The 1526-nt window shown below is 65.0% G+C and carries 1 protein-coding gene; it reads left to right on the top strand.

The window, feature by feature from the left end; all coding sequences use genetic code 11:
- Positions 1-173: 173 nt before the first annotated feature.
- Positions 174-1526, top strand: a 1353-nt coding sequence (locus EN925_RS35290) for an MATE family efflux transporter (protein ID WP_164894638.1), incomplete at its 3' end; no start/stop codon positions are given.

Here is a 1526-nt window from a genome sequence, read left to right as displayed (position 1 = left end):
CGCTAGAGCATCGGGGCCGGTCCCTGGCTCAATCCGTTCCCGTCCCTCCTCTCTTGCCTTCATGTCGCGTTTCGTCCAGAAGCTGACGCAAACGCCGCGAAACCGAAGGTTTTGCCGTTTGACATGCGGCTTCCGGCTCTGGCCGACGCGCCGTAGCTGGAAAGAGCGGAACAATGTCTGCGATCGAAGCCGGCGCTCGCGCGCCGGAAAATCTTTGGCGTCAGGAAATCAGGGCGACGCTGGCGCTCGCCTGGCCGATGGTGCTGACCAATCTCGGCCAGACCGCGATGACGGCCACCGACGTCATGATGATGGGCCGGCTGGGGCCGGATACGCTGGCCAGTGGCGCGCTTGGCGCCAACCTCTATTTCATGCCGCTGATCTTCGGCCTCGGCCTGATGCTGGCGACATCGCCGATGATCGCCACCGAGCTTGGCCGCCGCCGCTATTCGGTGCGCGACCTGCGCCGCACCGTGCGCCAGGGCCTGTGGCTGGCGATCCTGATCTCGATTCCGATCTGGCTCGTGCTTTGGCACGGCGAAGGCATTCTGCTGGCCATGGGCCAGGAACCGGCACTGGCGCATCAGGCCGGCATCTATCTGCGCTGGCTCGAATGGGCGGTGCTGCCCTTCTACTTCTATATCGTGCTGCGCTCGTTTATCTCGGCGCTGGAGCGGCCGGGCTGGGCGCTGGTCATCGTCTTTGTTGCCGTCGCCTGCAATGCCTTCTTCAACTGGGTGTTCATGTTCGGCAATCTCGGCGTGCCGTCGATGGGCATTGCCGGGTCGGGCCTTGCCACCTCGCTGTCCTCAACGCTGATGTTCATCGGCCTGGCTGCCGTGGTGATACTGGAGAAGAAGTTCCGCCGTTATCGTCTGTTCGGACGGTTCTGGCGATCGGACTGGCCACGCTTCAAGGGCCTGTTGCGGCTCGGCCTGCCGATTGCCGGCATTCTCGCCTTCGAGGTGACTATCTTCAATGCGGCCGCCCTGCTGATGGGCCTGATCGACGCGGATTCGCTGGCCGCGCACGCGATCGCCATCCAGATCGCCTCGATCTCCTTCATGGTGCCGCTTGGCCTCAACCAGGCGGTGACGGTGCGCGTCGGCCTTGCGCATGGCGCCGGCAATCCGCAAGGCGTGTCGCGCGCCGGCTGGACCGCCTTCGTCATCGGCGTTTCCTTCATGGCGCTGATGGGGCTGGTGATGATCCTGTGGCCGCATCCGCTGATCAGCGCCTTCATCGATCTGAGCAATCCGGCCAATGCCAGGGTGATCGAACTTGCCGTGTCGTTCCTGGTCTTCGCGGCGCTGTTCCAGGTCTTCGACGGCGCCCAGGCGGTGGCCGCCGGCATGCTGCGCGGCCTGCACGACACCAAGGTGCCGATGATCTATGCCGCGATCGGCTATTGGGGCGTCGGCCTGCCGCTTGGGGTGCTGCTCGCCTTCCATTTCGGCCTGCATGGCGTCGGCATCTGGATCGGCCTGTCGACGGGGCTGGCCGTGGTGGCCGCGCTGCTGCTGGCG

Source organism: Mesorhizobium sp. M7A.F.Ca.US.006.04.2.1, from assembly GCF_004022915.1.
GTDB lineage: Bacteria > Pseudomonadota > Alphaproteobacteria > Rhizobiales > Rhizobiaceae > Mesorhizobium > Mesorhizobium ciceri.
This window is presented reverse-complemented; position numbering and strand designations above follow the sequence as displayed.